Origin of the sequence: Pseudoalteromonas luteoviolacea NCIMB 1944 (genome assembly GCF_001625565.1) — a bacterium.
Classification (GTDB): Bacteria; Pseudomonadota; Gammaproteobacteria; order Enterobacterales; family Alteromonadaceae; genus Pseudoalteromonas; species Pseudoalteromonas luteoviolacea_F.
In genome coordinates this window covers 1-24,740 of sequence record NZ_AUXS01000038.1, presented here as the reverse complement: position 1 = coordinate 24,740, position 24,740 = coordinate 1, and the positions used below count along the sequence as shown (strand labels likewise).

The following is a 24,740-nucleotide window of genomic DNA, read 5'->3' as shown; positions in this document are numbered from 1 at the left end:
AAGGAGCTGGAATTGTCCATCGCTCGCCTATATCAAATTGGTAAAACATTTCTAAACTACGGCCTAGATGAACTGCTACCTCAGCAACTACAACCTTGGTATGCAAAGCTCCTTAGAAAAAGCGTATTTTGGCTGCCAAACAAGCACCAAGATAAGTCAGCAGGTGCGCGATTACGTCTAGCACTTCAAACTTTAGGACCAGTCTGGGTCAAGTTTGGCCAGATGCTGTCAACACGACGTGATCTGTTACCTCATGACATGGCCCAAGAGTTAGCGCAGTTGCAAGATAACGTAGAGCCTTTTGATGGTGGTGAAGCGCAAAAACTCATCGAGCAGGCGTTGGATCTAACCCATATCAGCAACTTGTTCGAACATTTCGAACAGCAACCACTGGCATCTGCATCCATTGCGCAAGTACACACAGCGCAGTTACAAACCGAACATGGTCTAAAGGATGTCGTGGTCAAAGTGATCCGCCCGGACATTGAGAAACAGATATTGGCCGACCTCTCATTAATGGAGCAATTTGCCAAAATTCTAGCTTGGCTGGTCAGTGAAGGACGCAGGCTTCGCCCTGTTGAAGTTGTCCGTGAATACCGTAAAACACTGTTGGACGAACTTGATTTAATGCGCGAAGGGGCTAATGCCATTCAACTTAGGCGCAACTTTGAAGGCTCGGAAGCACTTTACATTCCAGAAGTGTATAGTGAGTTTTCACGCCAAAACGTTTTAGTGATGGAGCGCATCTATGGAATTCCAGTATCTGATACCGATACTCTAGAAGCGCAAGGTACTGACATGAAGCTGCTCGCTGAACGCGGTGTAGAAGTCTTTTTTACCCAAGTTTTCCGCGATAGCTTTTTCCACGCCGATATGCACCCTGGCAATATTTTTGTCTCGTATGAACACCCGGACAACCCACAATATATTGGTATTGACTGCGGTATCGTCGGCACCTTAAATCGTGAAGATAAGCGCTACTTAGCTGAAAACTTCATTGCCTTTTTCAACCGTGACTACCGTCAGGTTGCCCAGCTGCATGTCGACTCAGGTTGGGTTCCCGCTGATACCTGCGTAGAAGAATTTGAGTTTGCCATTCGCACTGTGTGCGAGCCAATATTTAATAAACCACTTGCCGAAATTTCGTTTGGCCATGTGCTAGTTAATCTATTCAATACTGCAAGACGCTTTAATATGGAGGTTCAACCTCAATTAGTGCTACTGCAAAAAACGCTGTTATATGTTGAGGGGCTTGGCCGTCAGCTATACCCGCAACTAGATCTGTGGAAAACGGCCAAACCGTTTTTAGAGCATTGGGTTAAAGAGCAAGTTGGGCCAATGGCAGTCGCGAAAAAGTTGTACCAAAACTTGCCGTTTTGGGCTGAAAAAATGCCCGAGCTGCCAGATTTGATCTATCAAAACCTCAAGCGCCAACACCATCGCCCTCAAGTAGCTTCACCAAGCTTCAATAAACAAACAATGCAGAGCATTTTACTCGGCATGGCGGCGTCGACCTTTGCAATTATTGCCGGGCTCTGTTTTATCGCCGAACTTAACGGCGCAAGCCTTGGTAGTGCAGTGCTGGCAAGCTTGCTATTTATTTGCGCTTGGCGTAAAACAGGGTGATATTTTATACGCTAGGCGTATAATCAATTCAGTAAATACAAATAACACATAAATGGAGTCGTTATGGGATTAGGTGGAATCAGTATATGGCAATTGTTGATTGTCCTTGCAATCATTGTCTTGCTTTTTGGCACGAAAAAATTACGCGGTATGGGTGGGGATCTCGGTAACGCAGTAAAAGGCTTTAAAAAGGCAATGTCTGATGAAGACAATAAAGAAGCGGATAAACCCAAAGACGCGATTCAAAGCCAAGCACAAACTAAATCTGCTAGCACCGAAACAGATAAAGAAAAGGTATAATTTACATGGGCATGTGGGAGCTCGTCGTCATTTTGATTGTCGGTTTAGTGGTGCTGGGGCCGGAACGCTTACCCGTGGCCATTCGAACAGTCAGTCGCTGGATACGTACCGTAAAATCAGTCGCTAACTCAGTAAAAGCTGAGGTAAATGAAGAACTCAGAGTTCATGAACTTCATGCCAATTTGAAAAAAGCTGAGCAACAAAACATGAATGACTTAGCGCCGGAGTTACAGGAGTCCGTTGACGAACTCAAAAAGGCGGCAGAGTCTGTGCGCCACAGTTATCAAAGTGACTCCACAACACAAACATCGAAAAAAGACTAGCCCCGTCAGAAGTAACAGGAATCACCATGTCAGAATCGGAGAACAGTGGTTTTATAGGTCACCTCATTGAACTGAGAGACCGAATTATCAAAGCCCTGCTTAGCGTATTGGTTATCTTTTTATCTTTGGTTTATTTTGCCAATGATATCTATGCTTTTGTTGCCAACCCTCTGGTATTAAGCCTGCCAGAGAACGCCACAATGATAGCAACTGACGTGACAGCGCCGTTTTTTGCCCCTTTCAAACTCACTTTGTTTGTCTCTTTGTTTTTGGCGATACCCTTTATTTTGCATCAAGTCTGGGGCTTTTTAGCACCGGGGTTGTACCAGCATGAAAAGCGCATGTTAATGCCGATACTGCTCTCCAGTATTGTGCTTTTTTATGCGGGAATTGCATTCTGTTACTTCGTTGTTATGCCAATTATTTTAGGCTTTTTTACCGCCGTTGGCCCAACAATGATGACACTGTCCCCAGATATTAGTAGCTATCTCGCTTTTATTCTGAAACTCTTTTTTGCTTTTGGCATTGCATTTGAAATTCCGGTCGCCATCATGTTGCTATGTTGGAGCGGTGTAACAACAACCCAAAGCTTAAGAGATAAACGCCCTTATATTGTCGTCGGCGTATTTGTCGTGGCCATGTTTTTGACACCGCCAGATGTACTGTCACAAACCTTACTTGCCGTGCCAATGCTATTATTATTTGAAATGGGCATTATACTCGCTGGTGTATACAGCAAAAAATCTCAGCAACAGGAAATGAATAATGAATAATTGGTTTGCCTTAATGACCTTGTGTGCGTCTATTGCAGCGCATGCCCATGAGACGATTGATGCAAACCTAACAGCTTGCCAAAATATTCAGCAAGATCAACAGCGACTGCAATGCTATGATCAATTTATGAATCAATATCAGAGCAAACAAGTTGTAAAAAATAACCAGGCGAACACCGCGTTACCACACCAACACAACGCAGTCGAACAAACGAATTCTACCCAGCCAGAGCGCTTTGGTTTAGAAAATAAAATCACACAGCAAAAAGACTACGTAGACAACATCACTGCAAAAGTTACCCAAGTGAACAAATCAGCACATGGAGTACGCACATTTGAATTGTCAAACCAACAAGTTTGGAAACAAATCGGCAGCGATGCGTTTTTTGCGAAACAAGGTGACTCTGTCACCATCAAACGAGGCTCGTTTAGCTCCTTTCTAATGAGTAAATCGGGTTCTAGCCGGACAATTCGCGTAAAAAGAATAAAATAAATGCACACAATGATCGACGCAGGGGTCAATTTAACCAGTGCGCAATTTGATAAAGATCGCGCCGACGTCATTCAAAGAGCCAAAGACGCAAAAATCAATAACATGCTCTTAATTGGCTGTGATTTGATCACTAGCCACGAAAGTCTCGACTTGGCAAAAACTCACCAATTTGTGAGTACGGCGGGGATCCATCCACACGATGCGAAAGACGCGCCGGAAGATTATATTGCACAAATAACCCAGCTTGCACGTGCACCACAGGTAGTAGCCATTGGCGAATGTGGCCTCGACTTTAATCGTGACTTTTCACCACGTGACCAACAAGAAAAGATCTGTCGAGCCCAATTGGCGCTTGCACAGCAATTGAACATGCCAGCATACCTTCATGAGCGCGATGCCTATGAGCGCATGCGCGCTTTGCTCTTGGAGCATCGCATCAAAGGGGTGCTGCACTGTTTTACAGGAGATCGCCAAGCACTGAAGTTTTATCTCGATTATGGCTTGATGATCGGTGTGACGGGATGGGTATGCGACGAAAGACGAGGCCAGCAATTGCGCGAATTGATTCAATATATTCCCAGTGATAGGCTGTTAATTGAAACTGATGCCCCGTATTTATTACCACGTACGCTGTCGCCTAAACCCAAATCTAGACGCAATGAGCCAGCTTATTTACACGCTGTTGCCGAGCAAATCGCCTTACTAAAAAACACCGATGTCGATACCATTGCAGCCCATAGCCGTGATAACTTCAATGCGCTGTTTATGGCGCAAAAACAGAGTACTGTATGATGAAGGTATGGTTGCTGCTAGTTCTTCTTTTGAACGTTTATCAGGCGTTTGCCAGCATCGAGTTTAACCCTGAGGCACAAGCAAACACCTACAAGCTCCATGCTCAATTTATGCATGAAGCCTCAATGCCTTTCAGCTACACAGTAACCACGATTGACAATATTCAAGACTTACTCAACAGCCGCCCTAAATGGCAATATCATGATTCTGGGGCGCTTAACTTAGGCGAAGTTGAACAACAAGTATGGCTCAAAGTAGTTCTTCGAAATGATAGCCTTATAGAATTACCACTGCTGCTCAGCGTGAATAATAATCTACTGGACAATATCACGGCTTATATCATGCAGCCGAACCATGCCATATTGACGCTAGATCTGGGTGACAGCAGGCCCTTGATGCAACGTCCAATTAAGCACGAAGCACAATTGATCCCCCTTGAGCTCCTCGGCAAGCGCCAGACAACGCTCTACCTCAAAGTCAAACACCATGGCGCCCTCAATATCCCACTCAGTTTGTGGCACCCGGTGGAATACTTAAAGTATAAAAGTAAGTTTAATCTTATTTATGGTATTTTAGCTGGTTTCTTGCTGGCAATGATCGCGACAAACTTTACCATGTACAGCTTTACACGCCGCAAGTACTTCCTTCACGGTACTTTATTGCTGTCTAGTGTATGGCTGTTGCTAGTGCATTTGTATGGCTTTGGCTATAGGTACCTGTATGCAGACTGGCAATGGATGCAACAATACGGACAAAGCATTCTAGTTCTCCTGTCAACGTTAGCGATTATTCCAATTTTACGCAGCCGAATATTGCCGATTAGCACAGCTCCCAATGTAGATAGCTGGTTAAAATACCTGCTTGCGGGTGGCCTTGTTATCACTTTGTTGTGCACATTTTTACCCATCACCATGGCACTTAAAGTGGCTTATGCCTTTGCCATCACCTCGGTAGTATACTTTTTTGTGATCACCATCAAGTCGCCGTTACAAAAACTCAGTCAAAGAATACCTGCGCTAACTGTATACCTAAGTTTGATGATATCTTTATGCTATCAATTTGGTTTTGAGCTCGGACTCCTTTCGGGCGCTTTGCTTGAACGTCCAGTAACCTATGTGTGTTCGCTATTTGTGTGTATCTATATTAGTTATGCACTGGCCAAACAGTACATTTTCGAACGTGAAAGCCATATCAAACAACAAGAGCAGAAATTGGCTAAAACACGTGCAGAAGATGCGCTTCTTAAAGAAAAACTGATGATCCATGAACAGGCACAACAAGACCTAGAAAGCAGTATTGATGAGCGCACATTTGAGCTGCAAGTCACACTGCGTGAATTAGAAGAAAAAAATCGAGAACTTGAGCGGCTCAATATGGAAGATCCATTAACCAAAGTGAAAAACCGCCGTTATTTCGATAAACGCCTAATGATGGAAGTCAGGCGCTCTCGCCGAGAACAAACCACCTTAAGTGTGATTATGCTCGATATTGATCACTTTAAGCGAGTCAACGATGTATACGGTCACTTAGCTGGGGATCAAACCATTTGTGCTTTTGCCAATACCATTCAACAACATTTGAAACGACCTCATGATGAAGTCTTTCGTTATGGCGGTGAAGAGTTTGTGATTTTATTACCTAATACTGATGCAACTGGCGCACAGGAGCTTGCTGAAAAAATTCGTCAAGCAACGGCAACTTGCACGGTCAATATCGCGGATCAAAGCATTCAGTTCACAGCCAGCGCTGGTCTTTACAGCGCCATCGCACAAGATACACAAAACCCGACCCTATTCACTGATTTCGCTGACAAAGCACTTTATGAAGCTAAACAACAAGGGCGCAATCAGGTTTGTATTTATCAACATAAGCAGGAGACTTAATGTGGCTCAATCAGGACTAGATCTATTTCCTTACACACGTATGCGACGTATGCGTCGTGACGGCTTCTCTCGCCGTTTAATGTGTGAAAACACTTTAACCGTTGCCGATCTAATTTATCCTGTCTTCGTCTTAGAAGGGAAAAACCGCCGTGAAGCCATTCCCTCAATGCCGGGGATCGAGCGTTTGTCCATCGATTTACTCGTAGAAGAAGCAATACAGCTTCACACATTAGGCGTGCCAGCTATCGCTATCTTTCCAGTTACACCAGCGGATAAGAAATCTCTCATGGCGGAAGAGGCATATAACCCTGAAGGCCTCGCACAGCGCACTATTCAAGCACTCAAGGCTGCCTGTCCTGAACTAGGTGTGATCACTGATGTAGCACTAGATCCATTCACAGTTCATGGCCAAGACGGCATCATAGATGACAGTGGGTATGTAATAAATGATGTCACGACTGAAATCTTAATTAAGCAAGCGCTTTCTCATGCAGAAGCTGGAGCGGATGTTGTGGCACCGTCAGACATGATGGATGGTCGTATCGGAGCCATCCGCGACGCCCTAGAAGAAGCTGGTCATATTCATACACGTATCATGGCCTACTCAGCTAAGTATGCGTCAAGTTACTACGGCCCATTCAGAGATGCGGTTGGTTCAGCAGGCAATTTGAAAGGCGCTGACAAAAAAACCTATCAAATGGATCCTGCAAACTCGGATGAAGCACTGCGTGAAGTTGCGCTAGATCTGCAAGAAGGTGCTGACATGGTGATGGTAAAACCAGGTATGCCCTATCTCGACGTAGTCAGAAGAGTGAAAGACGAATTTGGTGTACCAACATTTGCCTATCAAGTCAGTGGTGAGTATGCAATGCATAAGGCGGCCATTGACAATGGTTGGCTCGCAGAAAAACCTGTCGTCATGGAATCTCTTTTAGCATTTAAGCGCGCTGGTGCTGATGGTATTTTGACCTACTTTGCCAAACAAGTCGCGATCTGGCTCAATGAATAATTAAAAATTAAAGAATATTTTATAAAGGAGCAATAAATTGCTCCTTTTTTTTATCTTGATTATTAACATTTATTCATTAATGTGTAACATACTCCCCGTAAGCTGTCGGCCCCTTTTGGGCCTAAATACACTACACGGGACAACTATGATAAAAACAAAACTAACACCACTGGCGATGCTAATCGCTGCAACAACCGCATCTGCGCAAGCTCAAGTCATTATTTCAGAGTATATTGAGGGTAGCTCGAATAATAAGGCGATAGAGCTATACAACACATCTGATGAAACGATTTCTCTGTCAGACTACACCTTGAGTTACTACTCTAACGGCAATACCAGTGCATCTAACAATATCTCTTTGAGTGGTTCAATCGCAGCCAAAGGTACTTTTGTCATTGCCAATAGCAATGCCGTGGCGCTAATCAAAGATAAAGCCGATTTAGATGTCGGCGGTAGCTGGTTTAATGGTGATGATGCGGTCGTACTGCATAAAGGAGATGCCATTGTTGACAGTTTCGGTCAATTGGGCACAGATCCAGGCTCCAACTGGGAGGGCGGCGGTGTAATTACAAAAGATAAAACACTGCGTCGTAAATCTGAAATCACGACCGGCCGAAATACCGCTGACGCTGCTTTTGACCCGAGTGAACAATGGTTACAATTCGACAAAGACGACTTTTCTGGGTTAGGAGTGCACGGCCAGAGCAGTACAGACGACGGTGGTGAAGAACCAATCGAGCCGCCAGCAGAGCCTTTAGTGTGCGGCGATCCGATCACCACAATTAACGCGATTCAGGGTAGCGGTGAAATTAGCCCGCTTAAAGATCAAGTCGTTACCTTAGAGGGCGTTGTAACTGCTGATTTGCAAGCAGACAACCAGCTTAAGGGGTTCTTTGTACAGTCTCTATCTGCTCATATGGATACCGACCCAAGCACGTCTGAAGGTCTATTTATTTACGATGCAAATTCAGACGTAAACGTTGGTGATACCGTACGTGTTAAAGGCACAGTTCAGGAGTTCTACAATTCAACACAACTGGGCAATATAGAGCAAGTTGAAATCTGTGGTAGTGCTGAATTCAAAGCAACCCAACTGACACTACCGGTCAGTGATCTCAGTGATTTTGAAGCAATTGAAGGCATGTTAGTTACCATCAACCAGCCGCTTTATGTTACAGATAATTATGGCCTTTCTCGCTACGGCGAACTAGGCCTTGCGTCTGAAAGACTGTATCAAAGCACCCAAGTTGCTGAGCCAGGTGAAGCCGCCAATGCAGTAGAAGCCGCCAACAAATTAAAAGCAATCACGCTTGATGACGGCTCCACAACGCAAAACCCAGAAACAGTTCCTTACCCTAGCACAGGCTTTGATGCATATAACACACTGCGTTTAGGTGACAGTACGAACAGCGTAACCGGTGTCGTAGCATACAGCTTTAGCAAATATCGTATTCACCCAACTACAGCGCCCGAGTTCGTCAATACCAATCCGCGCACTGATGCGCCTGAGCTAAGTGAAGAAGGCGATCTACGTATTGCAAGTTTCAATGTCTTAAATTACTTCAATGGTGATGGCCAAGGTGGTGGCTTCCCAACACCGCGTGGCGCAGACAACGAGGCAGAGCTACAGCGCCAACAAGCTAAACTGGTATCGGCAATCACAGCATTAGATGCTGACGTACTCGGTTTAATGGAAGTAGAAAATGACGGCTTTGGCGAACTCAGCGCAATTGCATCTTTGGTCAATGCACTCAATGCAGCAGACACCAGCAAACAATATGCATTTGTGAATTTCAATACAGACCAGATTGGGACAGATGCCATCACTTCAGCCATTATTTATCGTGCAGATAAAGTGGCAGAAGCAGGCGTTGCAAGCTTTACCACAGCAGAGCCGTTCGACTATGGGAACCGTCCACCAATTGCCCAAAGTTTCCGCGCTATCAGCACAGGTGAAGAGTTTACTTTTGCGGTAGGTCACCTTCGCTCCAAAGGAAGCTGTAGTAAGGCTGAGGGGCTAGATAAAGACCAAAATGATGGTCAAGGTTGCTGGAACGCGACACGCACACAAGCTGCAGCTCTTTTTACTGAGTGGTTAAACAGCAAGCCGACAGGCAACCAAGATGCAGATATCCTACTCGTTGGTGATATGAATGCCTATGCGAAAGAAGACCCAATCTCTGAGTTTGCTACCCAAGGCTTGCACAATGTGATCCACCATATTGATGGCAATACACACAGCTACTCATATAGCTACGGCGCTCGTATCGGGAGCTTAGACCATGCTCTGGCAAGTCAATCTCTACTAGATAAAGTGACTGATGCAACAGATTGGCATATCAGTGCGGATGAGCCTATCGCGCTCGATTACAATACGGAATTCAAATCAGAGCATCATGTTGCCGCCTTATATGCTGAGCACATGTATCGTGCATCAGATCACGATCCAGTGATTGTTGAGTTTAAAACTCAAGCACCAATACCACCAGTGAACCCGGTTCCAGAGATCACAACAGGCCAAAGCTTTTCAGTCAAAGAAGACACGCCAATCAACTCTGTGATCGGCATACTTGACTTTATTGATAGAGATGCAGAAGAGACACCCGTTGAGAAATTCATTGTTTCCGGCAGTACTGCGGTGCGAATTAATGCCAATGGACAGATCGTTACCACAGGTGAACTCGATTATGAATTTGATAATCGTCTAAATTTACTTGTTCAAGCACAGGACTCTGCAGGGAACCTTTCTGAACAAGTTGAAGTTATTATTCATATTGAAAATGTCGATGACACCGATGAAGAGCAAAGTGGTAGCTTTGGCTGGTTAAGCCTACTCGCGCTTCCTTTCGCTTTCAGACGTCGTACACATAAATAGCATGCAATAAAAAAGCGCCTTACGGCGCTTTTTTATTAAGCTTTAACTTCTGAGAGCGACGCACCGACAAGTGCACAACCAAACTGCTTCGCAGCTCTTTGCACCTCATCTTGATCCGCCATCCAATATGGAAAATAAGTTTGCTTATTTGACTTTAACTGCACCGTGAGTATGTATGAACCAGCTATTTTAGTGACTTTTAACGCTTTAATATCATCGGAATGCAAATAACATGTTTTAGAAAAAATCCGATAACTAAAACCTGCCTTATCAATGTGAACGTATTTTTTCCCAAAGATAACACTAACCACTGACAGCATAGTTGCAATACTACCGACACCACCGATCAGTTTTGCCATCATTGCGAGCTCAAACTTCAAAAACATTACGTACAGTAGAACAAACACCAGCAACTGTAATGAATACACGTACCAGTTGATTTGCAAGTTGATTGTTTTCATGAGTACCTCCAAATTTTACTCAATTCACTCACCGAAAGACTACAAGCCGCACATGATAAATACGCCATGTCCCTAAATCAAGTTCGCTTGATAGTTTTTTTCAACAATACGGTGTTAATTTAAACAGCAGAATTATGCTTGATATGTTTGAACAGAAAAATAAGTCAACTTAACCTATTGATAAATAGTTTTACTTAATAATAAAGATGTATCTTTTAAATTGGATTGAATCCAAAAGGATTGGAATTATCCCTTGACAATTATTTACATTTTACAAATAAATAAATTCATTAAATGAGGTTTGAAAGTACCAAATGAACCAATTTACTAAGTAGGTTGATAAAGAGGTGATATAAAAAAACCGCCCTAAGGCGGTTTTTATAAAAAGAAAGTAATGGGCTAATTACTTAGCAGCTTTCTTTTCTTTCTCTGCAGCGATTACCGCGTCAGCAACGTTTTGCGGACATGGTGCATAGTGAGAGAATTCCATTGAGAACTGACCACGACCAGACGTGATAGTACGTAGGTGACCAATGTATCCGAACATTTCAGATAGAGGTACTTCACCCTTGATACGAACGCCCATTGCGCCAGCTTCTTGGTCTTTGATCATACCACGACGACGGTTAAGGTCACCGATTACGTCACCTACGTTGTCATCTGGCGTGAACACGTCAACTTTCATGATTGGCTCAAGAAGTTGTGCACCCGCTTTAGGGATAGACTGACGGAAAGCGCCTTTAGCAGCGATTTCGAAAGCGATTGCTGATGAGTCAACTGCGTGGAAACCACCGTCGAATAGCTCAACTTCAACGTCTAGTACAGGGAAGCCAGCTAGAACACCTTCTTCCATCATTGACGCGAAGCCTTTCTCAACTGCAGGCCAGAATTCTTTAGGTACGTTACCACCAACAACTGAAGATGAGAACGTGAAACCAGAACCAACTTCACCTGGCTTGATGCGGTAGTCGATCTTACCGAACTGACCAGAACCACCAGACTGCTTCTTGTGCGTGTAGCTGTCTTCAACTTCTTGCGTGATAGTTTCACGGTAAGCAACCTGAGGCTGACCAACAACTAGCTCAACGCCGTAAGTACGCTTAAGGATGTCTACCTTGATGTCTAGGTGAAGCTCACCCATACCTTTAAGGATAGTTTCACCTGAATCTTCATCAGTCTCAACCTGGAATGACGGATCTTCTGCAACCATCTTACCGATAGCGATACCCATCTTCTCGTTACCACCTTTATCTTTAGGTGCAACAGCGATAGAGATTACCGGATCAGGGAAGATCATCGCTTCTAGAGTACATTCGTGCTTAGGATCACATAGCGTGTGACCAGTTTGAACGTTCTTCATACCTACAACTGCGATGATGTCACCAGCTTGTGCTTCAGTAAGTTCGTTACGCTCGTCTGCTTGCATCTCAACCATACGGCCGATACGCTCAGTTTTACCAGTTGCAGAGTTAAGGATCGTGTCACCTTTCTTCATGCGACCAGCGTAGATACGGATGAACGTAAGTGCACCGAAACGGTCGTCCATGATTTTGAACGCAAGCGCTTTAAGTGGCTCTTCTGCGTCAACTGTCGCAACGTCACCAGTAGGCTCACCAGTTTCAGGATCAGTTAGAGGCTGAGGATCAACTTCTGTTGGAGAAGGTAGGTAATCAACAACTGCGTCTAGTACTAGCTGCATACCTTTGTTTTTGAATGCAGAACCACAGAAAGTTGGGAAGAAAGCAAGGTCACGTGTACCTTTACGGATACAAGCTTTGATTTGCTCTAGTGAAGGAGTTTCACCTTCCATGTATGCTTCCATTAGGTCGTCGTCTTGCTCAACAGCAGACTCAACTAGCATCTCATGGTACTCTTCAACTTTCTCAACCATGTCAGCTGGAACGTCAGTGATTTCGTAGTTTTCTGGAAGGCCAGTCTCGTCCCAGATGTATGCTTTTTTCGTTAGTACGTCAACAACACCTGTGAACTGATCTTCGATACCGATAGGAAGAGTCATAACTAGTGGGTTTGCGCCAAGTACCTTCTCTACTTGACCTACTACGCGGTAGAAGTCAGCACCCATACGGTCTAGTTTGTTTACGAAGATACAACGTGCAACTTCTGATTCGTTCGCATAACGCCAGTTAGTTTCTGACTGAGGCTCAACACCACCAGAACCACAGAATACACCGATACCGCCGTCAAGAACTTTAAGTGAACGGTATACTTCAACTGTGAAGTCAACGTGTCCAGGAGTATCGATAACGTTTAAACGGTGGCCTTTCCACTCACAAGTAACAGCTGCTGACTGGATAGTAATACCACGCTCTGCTTCCTGTTCCATGAAGTCAGTAGTTGACTCACCATCGTGTACTTCACCAGTTTTGTGAATCTTACCAGTAAGCTTAAGAATACGCTCAGTGGTAGTAGTTTTACCCGCATCAACGTGCGCGAAAATACCAATGTTTCTGTATTTCGATAAATCTGCCATTGTTTTACTCTATTTAAAGTAGAAAAATTATTCGGCGGGAGTATATCACCTCTTTAGGCGAACATCATCCTTGAAGTCGATTAAAATGCAGCCAATTTGCAATTAAAACGCATTCGCTGCGATATTGCATTGTTGAACTGCATTAAATAAGCCGTGTTTGAGCTTAATCACCGTCAATAATATCGCCAACACTGCCTAACACAGAGCCTTCACCCTGCCTGCTGCCGCCATGTTTTGGCGCATGTTCAAGTACACGATCCGCCAACCTCGAGAATGGTAAACTTTGGATCCAAACAGTGCCATGACCACGCAAAGTTGCCAAAAAGAGGCCTTCTCCTCCAAAGAACATACTTTTTAGACCTTTGACACGCTCGATATCAAACTCTATGCCTTCACTAAAACCAACCACACAGCCTGTGTCCACTCTGAGGGTTTCTCCGTTGAGCTGCTTTTCTACAACGGTGCCACCGGCGTGGGCAAATGCCATTCCGTCACCTTGTAAGTGCTCCAAAATAAACCCTTCACCACCAAAAAAACCGGCGCCGAGTTTGCGCTGAAATGCAATATCAACTTTGGTCCCCAGTGCCGCACATAAAAATGAATCTTTTTGCAAGTAAACTGACTGACCTAACGTCGCCATATCTAACGCCAAGATAGAGCCTGGAAAAGGCGCTGCAAAAGCCACGCGTTTTTTGCCACTGCCTTCATTGGTGAAATGCGTCATAAATAGCGACTCACCACTTATTAAACGCTTGCCTGCACTAAATAACTTCCCCATAAACCCTTGGTCGACATCCGAGCCATCACCCATTTTAGCCTCAAAGCTAATGCCATCTTGCATATAGTTCATGGCGCCAGCTTCCGCTATCACCGTTTCATTTGGATCGAGCTCCACTTCAACCATTTGCATAGATTCGCCAATGATTTCGTAATCAATTTCATGACAATGCATATTTTTCTCCTTTTATGTGCTCTGTTTGCTGATATGACTCAGCCCTTGTGTTTGTCAAAGTTAGTACAACGCAATGAATTTTGCATGACAACCGTTAAGCTAACGTACTACCTTGCGATTAAAACCAAATGAACAATCCAAGTATCAAGGCCACGCCCAATAAAGGAACACATACTGTTAAAACAGCTAATGGCCAATAGGCGTCCTGATGCTTTTCGCCACAAATCGCGCGGACTGTTGTCACAACGTAGCCATTGTGCGGTAAGGTATCCAAAGCTCCGGAACTAATTGCCACCACCCGGTGCAATTGATTTTCGTCTACACCCAGATCCAGATAGTGTGGCGCGACCAGCGGTAATGCAATTGCTTGCCCACCAGATGCTGAACCGGTCAGTGCGGCAATTACACTGATCGCAATGGCGGCGCCAAGCAGCTCATTGCCAGGAATAGAAGTCATCAAAGCAACGGCTTCTTGAAATGCTGGGGTGCCCTTGGCCACTGCGCCGAAACCCACCACAGCAGCGGTATTGCCAATCGCCACTAGCGCCCCCGTGGTCCCCAAATTAATGGCTTTAGAGATGTCTTTAAAATATCTAAAATTCACTGCCAAGATCGTCAAAACACCGCCAAGTAATGCCACAATCAACGCACTTTGCTGTAATTTCTCATGCAGAAAAAATGACAAAGCCAGTACCACAAACAGCGGTAAAAGACCGGTGATTGGATGAGGAAGGTGACGGCTGTCTTCGATGGGGTCATCGTGCCTTGCGACAAATTGCTCACCATTTGCCACTGCTTTTTTAATCATTTTAACGAGTAAAAAGTAACCCAAAACTGCCATAAAAACTGCGACAACCAAGCTCTCCTGCCAGGCCGCATAAGGGGAGGTCCCTAAATACTTAATCGGGATCCAATTTTGTATTTCGGGCGACCCCGCGGAGGTCATTGTAAAAGTGACCGAACCAAATGCCAGTACAGCAGGAATAAACCGCCGGGGTAAGTTTGCATCTTTAAATAAGCTCAGTGCCATTGGATACACGGAGAAGGCCACAATAAATACGCTAACACCACCATAGGTAAGCAGTGCACAGGCCAGCACTATCGCAAAAACGGCATGTTTCATACCTATTTTGTCAGTGATGTAACGCGCTATGGCGTCTGCTGCCCCTGTGTCCTCCATAAATTTACCGAACAGTGACCCCAGTAAAAACATAAAAAACCAAGCTTGAATAAAACCGCCAAACCCCGCCATATATAAGGAAACAAAATTGCCTCCCTCAGCACCATTAAACAGCGCAATATTACTGCTAAGCGCCACCAGCACAGCACACAAAGGCGCCGTAATAAACAGGTTCATTCCCCGTAATGTCAGCCAGATCAGCGCACCTAATGCAAAGATCAACCCCAAAGTACTGACCATGAAACCACCTCTTTTGTTATTTTTATGTAACTTTTATACCTCGTTCTATAGATAAAATACAGCATAGTTAGGTTGCTAAACTCTATGGCGCTGTATTGAAAAATGTACTCTGAGTCACACAGTCTGGATTGAGATATTCGTTTTTGAGCCGCTCTATTCAGAAAAGCCCGCTAATATTCGTACACAAAAAGCAAGATAGTATGTAAGTAGTCCAAATTACGTATATCACCTCCTTGTAAAAAGAGCGATTGCGTAGCTCCACTTTTCAACACATATCCATGCACATTATACCAATGGGCAATATGCCATCTGACACATGCGTTGATAACACAAAAAATAAATGAGAATTATTTGCAAATAAGTATTGACACCAAGTCAAATGTTATTGATAATCAATCTCAACAAAGTAAGTGACGGTTTATTTTGTTGAAGTACTCTAATTTTGTTTCTCGACCCTGAAACACGTTGAGCGAACGTAACACGCTAGGTAATAACGCGTTGCTTTACGCCCCTAAAGCAACCTGTAAAGACCGACTATTTTACTTGCTACATTGCTCATATCAGTGACGGTAGATATGAACACAAAAAGCCCGCTTGACCCGCGGGCTTTTCTATATTCAGAGCAAGATCAACACACCACTCTATTACCCAACACTATTGAGCATTACATAATCTCACCTGCTCGTATTTACAGCACTGACCAAGGTTTTCAGCCACCAAGATCTAAATGAGAATTATTTTCAAAATAATATTGACATAGATCAAAATACAATTGATAATCAATCTCAACAAAACGAGTAGACGGCTCATTTTGTTAAGTACGCTAAATTGTTTCAAGACCCTGAAACACGTGGTGCACACGTAAAATGCATAGGTTGCATGTGCTTTACCTTAACGCCCCTTAAGTAAAGCACACTCAACCCACTTACTATTTTACTTGCTACATTGCTCATATCGGTGACGGTAGATATGATCAAAAAAGGCCCGCGATTGCGGGCTTTTTTATTACTTGCCATTCTTATCAGTTGTTAACCACTCAATATAAATGCCACACTACAAGGCCTGCTTTACCGAAAGCCACATCACTTCCAACGACGCACAAAGTACACCCCAAATTCAGCCCCAAAAATACAAATGAGAATTATTTTCAAATATGTATTGACACCGGTCCAAATCTAATTGATAATCAATCTCAACAAAGCGAACAACCTCTCACTTTGTTGACGTACTCAGATTTTGTTTCTCGACCCCGAAAAACACGTGTGGCGCACGTAAACAGCCACAGGTTGTCAGTGATGAGCATTAACGCCCCTTAACGTGAGTCACTAACAACCAACTTACTATTTTACTTGCTACATTGCTCATATCGGTGACGGTAGATATGAACCTAAAAGGCCCTTACAGGGCCTTTTTTATTACAGGCAAAAAACAGCTGTAATCTAGTGTAATGGAATGGTTTCACCCTGACTGCTACAGTCTCGACCTCTTTGTTCCAATATCTAGTGCAATGACTAACACACGATACCGATATAACTGCATATTGACGGTGCTTTTATTAGCCGGATTCATATTTACCAGCTGGTTTAGTTTACTCATTGCCAAACAATCACTGTTTCGCGGTATTGAAAATGACGCACTGCCATTGACCAGTCACCTGATCCACACCGATCTGCAAAAACAGTTGCAAGCTCCGATCATTATCTCCTCTCAAATGGCCAACAATACTTTTTTGCACACCTGGTTAGCTGAACCTGATAAAAAACCGGACGTTTTATTTCAGTATTTACGCCAAACACGCAGTGATTTTAATGCGGTAACCAGCTTTTTAGTTACCAGTGATGACAAAACCTACTACCGCTATGATGGTAAATACACCACACTTGATACACGAGATGAGTGGTACCAAGAAACCATGGACAACGCAGCACCTTACACCCTCAATGTTGACTTAGACCCAAGAGACGACCACCAGGCGACAATATTCGTGAACCACAAAATTATGGTCGACAAGAAAGTGAAGGGGATCACAGGTGTTGGCATCAAGCTTGACCATTTAAAGCGTTTAATCGATAAATATCAGCATACTTACGATAGAAAAATCTATTTTATCGATCACAAAGGCCGCCTATTGTTTTATAACGACACAACCTTTACCCACTACTCCCTCGCTGATAAGTTTGGTCACCACGGCGCTAAGTTGTTGGACAATAAAAACTATAAATTACGTCTAGAACAAGAAAACACGACGCTATTTATTAATTCTCGCTATTTGGAGCATTTCGGCTGGTATCTCATTGTCGAACAATCACTGGATCAGGATAATTCCGTCTCAGAAAGCCTATATATCAACTTGCTGATGGGCATAGTCATAACCAGCGTCATTTTATTTAGTGCTCAACTCACTTTTAATCATTACCAAAAACGCCTTGAAAAAATGGCGACCTACGACAAGCTGACGAGTACTTACAACCGCCAAGCTTTTGAGCCAAAGCTGCAACTTGAATTACAAAAAGCGCGTAACCAGTTTTCACCCCTAGTGATGATGATGCTGGATATTGATCACTTTAAACAGGTCAATGACCGCCATGGACACCTTGTCGGAGACAAAGTACTGGAGCACGTTGCACATATCTGTAAAACAGTTGTAGGTGAACGAGGTACGGTATGTCGTTGGGGTGGAGAGGAGTTTGTTGTCTTATTACCAAAAACAGATTTAGCTCAAGGACGCGAAGTCGGCGATGCCATCCATCAGGAGCTCAAAGTGAGCCACTGTGAAGTCAAGGTCACCGCCAGTATCGGCATTGCACAATATCATATTGACGAATCAGAAGATGGTCTGCTCAAACGCGCTGATGCCGCTTTGTATCAGGCAAAAAGCACTGGACGAAATCGCTCAGTGCTGGCTGAAGCCGCTTAATTAGCGGCGGTTTTTTCTCGCGCGCGCGCGGCGCTGACGCTTCTCTTCTTCGCGAGCCGCTTTTTTAGCTTCAGCTGCGGCGCGGATCTCAGCGACCATCTGTTCTTCTTCTTCACGCATTTGCGGCGTTTCCATCGTCACATGGCCAAGCACCGCATCACGCAACTCATTGATGAGGATCTCTGACATTTTATGGGTGTCCACCTGATTACCACCGCGAATACAGCCGCGTTTACGCCCGGCCATTTCAATGAATGTCCAGTCGCAGTCTGGCAGCTCATCTATTTTATAGCGGCTCTTTAATAATTCAGGGTATGCATTAAGTAGATACTCAGCGGTATAACTCGCCACTTCTTCATAGTTAATGGCGGTATCACGAATAGCACCCGTTGCGGCTAGGCGATAGCCCGAGTTTTCGTTTTCTACTTTTGGCCACAACATGCCCGGTGTGTCATACAGCATAATACCGTCTTCTAAGCGAATACGTTGCTGCGCCTTGGTTACCGCCGGCTCATTACCTGTTTTTGCCACAATGCGGCCAGCTAATATATTGATAAGTGTTGATTTGCCAACATTAGGAATACCCATGATCATGGCTTTTAACTGCTTATCTTGACCCACCTTATGTGGCGCCAACTTTTTACACAGTGCATTAATGCGATGTACTTCAGCCGCTTTGTCATGACCAAATGATAAGGTTTTCACCCCATCCTCTTGCTCAAAATAAGCCATCCAAGCTTTAGTCATCTCGGGATCTGCTAAGTCCGCTTTGTTTAAGATTTTGATGACCGGCTTGTCACCGCGTAATTGCGCAACCATTGGGTTTTCACTGCTATACGGAATACGCGCATCAAGTACTTCAATAATGACATCCATTTGCGGCATGATCTCTTTGATCTCATTGCGCGCCTTATTCATATGTCCAGGAAACCATTGGATGGCCATAAAAATCTCTCCAAAACTAAAATCTGTGACTATTTTAACGTAAAACGCACCAGATAGATAAATCTTGATATACTGGGCCTTTAAAAACTCTCAGCATATTAACATGGCCCTAAAATCTACAATTCTAAAAGCACACCTAAATATCAGTGATATGGATAGGCATGTCTATACCGATAAGTCACTAACTTTGGCACAGCATCCCTCTGAAAATGAACAGCGATTGATGGTGCGTTTGCTTGCCTATATTTTGCAGTACACCGAAGAGTTGAGCTTTACCAAGGGGCTGTGTGTAGATGATGAGCCTGCGGCATGGCAGAAAAACCTGACCGATGATATTGAGCTGTGGATTGATGTTGGTTTACCTGATGAGAAGCGGCTTAAAAAAGCGGCTGTGCGTTCACAGCAAGTGGTGCTATACACTTATGGCGAGAATACCCAAGAGATTTGGTGGAAGAAAAATCAATCAGCTGCAAATCAATATAGTAATTTGACCGTATACAGCTTGCCTTATTCTGCGACTTCACAAATGACTGAGCTTTTCGCCCGCTCCATGGATTTGACAGCCACCATCCAAGATGGCGAAATATGGCTCAGCGACTCATCTCATAGTGTGCAAATAGTGCCACAACAACTTAAGTAAGGTTCAACATGAAAATAAAGCGGATCGTCGTCCTTCACGGGCTCTATATGTCAGGTTTTGTGATGCAGCCGCTTTGTACTCGGTTAGAAAAAACCGGATGTGAGATTCTAAATTTAAGTTACAACACGCTCGACCCGAACAGACAGGCAATCTTCAATCAAATAGATCAGTTTATCGGTGATAAACCCACTGCTTTTGTCTGCCATTCAATGGGGGGCTTGGTAGCCAGAGATTACTTAACCAATGCGTCCCAGCAAAGTCAGTACGTCAAAAAAGTCATCACGCTTGGCACGCCACATAAGGGCAGCGCCATTGCAAAACATATGCATGACAAAGGCCTTGATGGCTTGCTAAAAAATAGTGTCGAATATTTGTTGAGTGAAACCAATACCTGGCCATTTTCTGCACGCCTTTACAGCATTGCAGGCGATCTGCCGCTCGGCTTAATGCCATTGTTACAAAAAGGCAGTCGCTCAGATGGCACAGTTTTATTGGATGAAACCAAATTAAAAGGTATGGCCGAGCACAAAATCTTCCACCGCAGCCATACCACGTTAATCTACTCTCGCAGCGTGATGGACTATATTATTGAGGTCATCAGTCGCGATACTTAAACTATTTATCGGCTTTTTGTGCCACTTTATATGCAACTAGGGCAATGATACCTGTGATCAGTGGAACAGGTGCCGCCAAGTATCCAAAGCTGTCAGAGTTGGCATAACTTGCACCAGCCAAATGACCTACCAACCCGACCACAAAAGTCACCAGCGCAATGACAACCACGGTAAGCTCACCTTTATGTTGTGATTCTGTTTTACCTTTCATAGTGCTCTCCTTAAAAATAACGCCCTGAAAATGGCTCAAATAAAACAAAATGGGCGCTTTGCATAATCATTATGGCTTGAATAAAAGTATGATTTTTGACCTACATCAAGCAGTAAAATCACTCTAAATAGACACTAAGTTGAGTTTGTTGTGGATCAAAAAGTTGATGAATGATTGAACACATTGGCAAGGTTTAAGCAAGCTCAACCCGCTTTTTCGATGGCGATAATCGGTTTTAATCGTTAGTCTTTTACCTGTCATTCAGCCACACTGTAAAGCATACAAGGTCACACAGTGACACACTTTTTAAAGCGCCGTGAAGTACACGGATTAAAAATACAAGGTAGCAAATTATGACGAACAGTATCGGTTTAGATGAACAAAAAAGTGAACAACTGGTTGCAGCATTAAACATATTATTGAGCAGCTACCAGATCCAATATATGAATGCCCGCAGCTTTCATTGGAATATCAAAGGCCGTGAATTTTTTGAACTACATGTGAAGTTTGAAGAAATTTATAATCAATTGCTGTTGAAAGTGGATGAGTTAGCGGAGCGCATTCTCACCATTGAAGGTACGCCATTACATGCTTTTAGCGACTACTTAAGCGCCAGTGAAATTGTTGAAGCAAAAGATATCCAAAATGGTCCTGAAGCGGTTGCAACACTCCTTGCTGGTTTTACACAATTGATTAAGTCACAGCGTCAAATTCTGGCTCAAGCCGCAGATGCAGAAGACGAAGGCACAGCCTCTTTGATGAGTGATTACATTACCGAACAAGAAAAACTGGTGTGGATGCTCAAAGCTTACCTAGGTTAGTCCAACCAAGGCGCAGCACCTCGGTATGCCGGGTGCTGACTCAGATATGCTGCAACATCAAGGTATAGCTGTATCTTGATGTTGCTGTCAGCCCATAGCTCACGAATGACTTTACGTGACAATGCATCGATACCTATATAGTCAATCCTGCGATAGCCACGTACTTCCATATCTTTACAATATGTTTTGAGGGCCGACATACTGTCCAGCGTGGTCATTTCAAAATCACTCAAATTGACCACTGCACATTGTAATTGGCCCGGTTTAAATGCTTGCCAACGTTTAAGTGCGTCCTGCTCTAGCGCTATCACTCCCTCACAGTTAAATGCGCCAACTAATTTGACAAACACCGTAGGCGGAGCAATATCAATTTGCCATTGACCGTGTGCTGAAAACATCCCCCCTCCTAAACCAAGGTCGCGATGCCTGCACAACGCAATGGTTAATTAGTCAGTTGGTTGTGGCAGCAAAGATATGAAAAACGCCATTTCTAACGCTTTTTCATGTAAGCTCTTAAATCTGCCTGAAGCACCACCGTGCCCCGCATCCATATCTGTTTTAAATACCAATAGGTTGTCGTCAGTTTTAAGTTCTCTGAGCTTGGCAACCCATTTCATTGGCTCCCAGTATTGGACTTGCGAGTCATGTAGACCAGTAGTGACCAAAGTATTAGGATAGTCCTTCGCCGCTAAATTGTCATAGGGAGAATAGGATAAAATTGTCTCGTAATCGGCTAACTGATTAGGATTGCCCCACTCGTCATATTCATTGGTCGTTAAAGGAATAGATTCATCAAGCATGGTGGTCAATACATCCAAAAATGGCACATGACAACCAACACCTAAATACAGCTCTGGCGCCTGATTCATCACCGCCCCCATTAATAATCCACCTGCACTGCCACCAGATGCAAAGATCTTATCTGTCGCGCCGTACTGTTGCGTAATTAAAGCACGCGTCACATCCACAAAGTCATTGAAGCTATTTTCTTTATTGGCCTTTTTACCATTGTCATACCACTGGCGACCGAGCATTTCCGAGCCGCGAATATGCGCAATTACATAGACAAACCCTCTATCTAATAAACTCAGTGTCGAGCTGGAAAACAGCGGATCTATGGTATAACCGTAGGCACCATAACCATATTGCAACAACGGGTTGGTACCATCTTTATTGAAAAGAGATTTACGATACACAATAGAAACAGGTACTTTTTCACCATCGCGGGCCGTGATATGTAGACGCTCAGATGCATAGTCCTGTGGCTTAAAGTCTCCTAGTACTTTTATTTGCTTCTTCAGTGTTTTTTGTCCCGTAGCCAAATCACACTCATAAACGCTGCTTGGCGTCGTTAGACTTGAATAAGTAATGCGCACCGACGAGGAACTCGGCTCCGGGTTATACCCTAAGCCAGCGTAATAACACTCATCGGCAAAACCCAGCTGATAGCTCGCCCCCGCGTAATCGTGGACCACAAAGCGGATCTGACCCATTTCCCGTTCCGTGATCACAAAGTGCGAGTCAAACAGCTCTAAACCTTCCAACAACACATGTTTACGATGTGCGATTAATTCCTGCCATTGACTAGGGTCATTTACCGCATCTAATGCAACACGTATCATGCGAAAGTTTTTCGCATCACTATTGGTCAGTAGGTAATAATATTCGCCAAACTTATCTAAGCCATATTCATGGCCCTCTTGACGTGCTAACAGTCGCTGGAAATCGCCCATAGGCTGCTCAGCATCAAGATAAAGAACATCACTGGTTTCTGTCGCAGATAAGTAAATAAAGATTTGGCTGTCGTCGCGGCTTTTACCTAAGCCCATGTAATATTGACTGTCTTGCTCTTCGTAAACAAGTACATCTTCACTTTGTGGCGTACCTAGAACATGACGATAGACTTGAAACCCAAGTAGGGTTTGAAGGTCTTTTTTTACGTAAAATAAAGTACGATTGTCATTGGCCCAGATCACTTCACCTTCCGTTTCAAGGAGGCAATCTTCCAACATTTGACCTGTGGTTAAATCTTTAAACTTCACGGTATAAATGCGGCGGCCATCGGTGTCTTCGCTATACGCCAGTAAGTTATCATCTGGACTTACTGTCAAGTCTGCCAATTCATAGTATTCAAACTCTTTGGCCAACTCATTGACATCGAGCAATAAGCTTTTGTCTTCCATCGCTTCATTCAACGCACGATAGTGACGGCCATACTCTTCCTCACCACTTACCTCATTGGTATACCAATAGCGACCATCTTTTACTGGCACGGATGAATCATCTTTGACGATACGCCCTTTCATTTCTTCAAACAGCTGGTCTTGAAGACTTTTTTGCGGTGCCATCACCGCTTCACAGTAGTCATTTTCAGCTTTTAAGTGGGCTAATATCTCGTCATTTTGACGCTTATCATCACGCATCCAGTAATAATTATCTGTCCTTTGATGCCCATGAATTTCCATTTCATGTGGTACTTTTTTAGCCACTGGCGGGGTAAGCGCTTTGGTCATATATCTGTTCCTGATTTGTTATTATTCATCCAGTTTAACATAGCTCAAGGTGAGGTACAGTGTTGTGCCATTAACTTACACAGATATATAAATGGCAAATTACACATGTGCGACATACGTCATATCGGTGAATTTAAAAATATTGATAAAGCATGAGACGAACTTGAAAAGTGTTACTTTATAACTTTAATCTACAAAACTAAGTTAAGGTATAAGCCAGCGGTATGACAACCAGACAAGCCCAGCACTAGACTGGGCCTGCCATCACGGCGCTACTAACGCGTATATTCTCTGTGTTGCTTCATATACGAGCATACCATTTTAAAATCAGGCCACTTCCTGAATTGGTGTACGTAGGGATACACTTGAATTCAAGCTCACCTAATAAATTACGAATAGAATTCTCTCTGTTTCTATATTCAGCATTTTCAACGGTACTAGAGCCGTCACCCACAGGCATGGAAACCGCAGTGTCTCCATTTACTAACTCTCTAAAATTGACGTCATACTGCATCTGACAAAATTTACATGCCCCTACAGGCACCTGTTTTCCACCTTCTAGACGGGTAGTAACAAAGAACATGCTCACCCTCCCATTAGGTTTACCACTTTCTGCTTTTAAGTAATCAGCCACTGCACTCACAGATGTTGCGTCCTCGACTTCTGCTTCTGCTTCTGCTT

Annotated in this window: 22 protein-coding genes; 13 read left to right on the top strand and 9 right to left on the bottom strand. The window is 43.9% G+C overall.

Translation table 11 applies throughout. The features are described from left to right. The first annotated feature begins 12 nt into the window (after window positions 1-12). From ubiB to N483_RS14120, 9 genes are all read left to right on the top strand, one after another. The gene (gene ubiB / locus N483_RS14160) at window positions 13-1,626 is read left to right on the top strand and encodes a ubiquinone biosynthesis regulatory protein kinase UbiB (RefSeq protein ID WP_023400228.1); all 1,614 of its coding nucleotides are present in this window, start codon (window positions 13-15) and stop codon (window positions 1,624-1,626) included. A gap of 63 nt (window positions 1,627-1,689) precedes the next feature. Continuing rightward, entirely contained in the window at window positions 1,690-1,926 is a 237-nt protein-coding gene (gene tatA / locus N483_RS14155; protein WP_023400229.1) for a Sec-independent protein translocase subunit TatA, read from the top strand. Between the two features lie 5 nt (window positions 1,927-1,931). Next, the gene (tatB, locus tag N483_RS14150) at window positions 1,932-2,249 is read left to right on the top strand and encodes a Sec-independent protein translocase protein TatB (protein ID WP_023400230.1); all 318 of its coding nucleotides are present in this window, start codon (window positions 1,932-1,934) and stop codon (window positions 2,247-2,249) included. A gap of 26 nt (window positions 2,250-2,275) precedes the next feature. Further along, window positions 2,276-3,022: a twin-arginine translocase subunit TatC gene (tatC, locus tag N483_RS14145; RefSeq protein ID WP_023400231.1), complete on the top strand. Its 747-nt coding sequence runs from the start codon at window positions 2,276-2,278 to the stop codon at window positions 3,020-3,022. Next, window positions 3,015-3,515, top strand: coding sequence for a protein of unknown function (DUF3121) (locus N483_RS14140; protein WP_023400232.1), 501 nt, complete (start codon window positions 3,015-3,017; stop codon window positions 3,513-3,515). The genes tatC and N483_RS14140 overlap by 8 nt, the downstream gene beginning before the upstream one ends. Continuing rightward, a complete protein-coding gene (locus N483_RS14135) occupies window positions 3,516-4,307 on the top strand; it encodes a TatD family hydrolase (RefSeq protein ID WP_036976667.1) in 792 nt (263 codons plus the stop codon). Next, on the top strand, window positions 4,304-6,190 hold the full coding sequence (locus tag N483_RS14130; RefSeq protein WP_023400234.1) for a sensor domain-containing diguanylate cyclase: 1,887 nt from the start codon (window positions 4,304-4,306) through the stop codon (window positions 6,188-6,190). The genes N483_RS14135 and N483_RS14130 overlap by 4 nt, the downstream gene beginning before the upstream one ends. A 1-nt stretch (window position 6,191) precedes the next feature. Next, window positions 6,192-7,199: a porphobilinogen synthase gene (gene hemB / locus N483_RS14125; RefSeq protein ID WP_023400235.1), complete on the top strand. Its 1,008-nt coding sequence runs from the start codon at window positions 6,192-6,194 to the stop codon at window positions 7,197-7,199. A 145-nt stretch (window positions 7,200-7,344) separates the two neighbouring features. Continuing rightward, a complete protein-coding gene (locus N483_RS14120) occupies window positions 7,345-10,074 on the top strand; it encodes an ExeM/NucH family extracellular endonuclease (RefSeq protein WP_036976669.1) in 2,730 nt (909 codons plus the stop codon). 35 nt (window positions 10,075-10,109) lie between these two features. On the opposite strand, the gene N483_RS14115 is transcribed toward N483_RS14120, so the two are convergent. From N483_RS14115 to N483_RS14100, 4 genes are all read right to left on the bottom strand, one after another. Beyond that, entirely contained in the window at window positions 10,110-10,535 is a 426-nt protein-coding gene (locus N483_RS14115) for a hypothetical protein (RefSeq protein WP_023400237.1), read from the bottom strand. Between the two features lie 403 nt (window positions 10,536-10,938). Beyond that, window positions 10,939-13,026 (bottom strand): elongation factor G, encoded by a 2,088-nt coding sequence (fusA, locus tag N483_RS14110; protein ID WP_023400238.1) that lies wholly within the window; start codon window positions 13,024-13,026, stop codon window positions 10,939-10,941. 163 nt (window positions 13,027-13,189) lie between these two features. Further along, window positions 13,190-13,978 carry a TIGR00266 family protein gene (locus tag N483_RS14105; protein WP_023400239.1) on the bottom strand — a complete coding sequence of 263 codons (789 nt, stop codon included), beginning with the start codon at window positions 13,976-13,978 and terminating at the stop codon, window positions 13,190-13,192. A 118-nt stretch (window positions 13,979-14,096) separates the two neighbouring features. After that, window positions 14,097-15,398 (bottom strand): GntP family permease, encoded by a 1,302-nt coding sequence (locus N483_RS14100; protein WP_023400240.1) that lies wholly within the window; start codon window positions 15,396-15,398, stop codon window positions 14,097-14,099. A gap of 1,507 nt (window positions 15,399-16,905) precedes the next feature. On the opposite strand from N483_RS14100, the gene N483_RS14095 reads away from it, so the two are divergent. Then, on the top strand, window positions 16,906-18,315 hold the full coding sequence (locus tag N483_RS14095; RefSeq protein ID WP_036976682.1) for a sensor domain-containing diguanylate cyclase: 1,410 nt from the start codon (window positions 16,906-16,908) through the stop codon (window positions 18,313-18,315). Here the strand turns inward: N483_RS14095 and ylqF are convergent, their stop codons facing one another. After that, a complete protein-coding gene (ylqF, locus tag N483_RS14090) occupies window positions 18,316-19,260 on the bottom strand; it encodes a ribosome biogenesis GTPase YlqF (protein ID WP_023400242.1) in 945 nt (314 codons plus the stop codon). A gap of 103 nt (window positions 19,261-19,363) precedes the next feature. On the opposite strand from ylqF, the gene N483_RS14085 reads away from it, so the two are divergent. Together N483_RS14085 and N483_RS14080 are read left to right on the top strand one after the other, a co-directional pair. Continuing rightward, on the top strand, window positions 19,364-19,900 hold the full coding sequence (locus N483_RS14085; protein ID WP_023400243.1) for a YaeQ family protein: 537 nt from the start codon (window positions 19,364-19,366) through the stop codon (window positions 19,898-19,900). Between the two features lie 8 nt (window positions 19,901-19,908). Next, window positions 19,909-20,514 carry an alpha/beta hydrolase gene (locus N483_RS14080; RefSeq protein WP_023400244.1) on the top strand — a complete coding sequence of 202 codons (606 nt, stop codon included), beginning with the start codon at window positions 19,909-19,911 and terminating at the stop codon, window positions 20,512-20,514. Between the two features lies 1 nt (window position 20,515). On the opposite strand, the gene N483_RS14075 is transcribed toward N483_RS14080, so the two are convergent. Continuing rightward, a complete protein-coding gene (locus N483_RS14075) occupies window positions 20,516-20,725 on the bottom strand; it encodes a hypothetical protein (protein WP_023400245.1) in 210 nt (69 codons plus the stop codon). Window positions 20,726-21,078: 353 nt separating this feature from the next. Here N483_RS14075 and N483_RS14070 point away from each other — a divergent pair, with 353 nt between their 5' ends. Continuing rightward, on the top strand, window positions 21,079-21,546 hold the full coding sequence (locus N483_RS14070; RefSeq protein ID WP_023400246.1) for a Dps family protein: 468 nt from the start codon (window positions 21,079-21,081) through the stop codon (window positions 21,544-21,546). Here the strand turns inward: N483_RS14070 and N483_RS14065 are convergent. The 3 genes from N483_RS14065 to N483_RS27275 form a co-directional block, all read right to left on the bottom strand. After that, window positions 21,543-21,944 carry a hypothetical protein gene (locus N483_RS14065; RefSeq protein ID WP_023400247.1) on the bottom strand — a complete coding sequence of 134 codons (402 nt, stop codon included), beginning with the start codon at window positions 21,942-21,944 and terminating at the stop codon, window positions 21,543-21,545. The two genes, N483_RS14070 and N483_RS14065, sit on opposite strands and share 4 nt — an antisense overlap. A gap of 48 nt (window positions 21,945-21,992) precedes the next feature. After that, a complete protein-coding gene (locus tag N483_RS14060; protein WP_023400248.1) occupies window positions 21,993-24,059 on the bottom strand; it encodes a S9 family peptidase in 2,067 nt (688 codons plus the stop codon). 301 nt (window positions 24,060-24,360) lie between these two features. Then, window positions 24,361-24,740: hypothetical protein (locus N483_RS27275; protein WP_196764407.1), on the bottom strand; the 380-nt coding region annotated here is incomplete at its 5' end.